Origin of the sequence: Mesorhizobium sp. GbtcB19 (assembly GCF_019091085.1) — a bacterium.
Lineage (GTDB): Bacteria > Pseudomonadota > Alphaproteobacteria > Rhizobiales > Rhizobiaceae > Mesorhizobium.
Map to the genome: position 1 here is coordinate 1 of NZ_JAGXJY010000472.1, position 239 is coordinate 239.

1 protein-coding gene is annotated in these 239 nt (G+C 72.4%); it reads right to left on the bottom strand.

Annotation, left to right across the window (positions count from 1 at the left end):
* Positions 1-239: sodium/proton-translocating pyrophosphatase (locus tag KVT37_RS32770; protein WP_217579080.1), on the bottom strand; the 239-nt coding region annotated here is incomplete at both ends.

Below are 239 nucleotides of genomic sequence, written 5' to 3' on the forward strand. Positions count from 1 at the left end.
ATGGGTCTCGAACAGGCCGGCGGCCATGCCGCCGCAACCGCCGACATTGTCGCCGACATTGCCGGCGATGGTGGCCGGGTGGCGCGGATCATCTTCCGGAATGCCGGCCTCGACCTTGCCGCCGAGGTCGCCGCCGACATCCGCGCCCTTGGGGAAGATGCCGCCGCCGGGACGGGCGGAGATCGGGATCAGCGAGGCGCCGAAGCGGAGCGAGACCAGCGGGCCGATGCCGGTGCGGT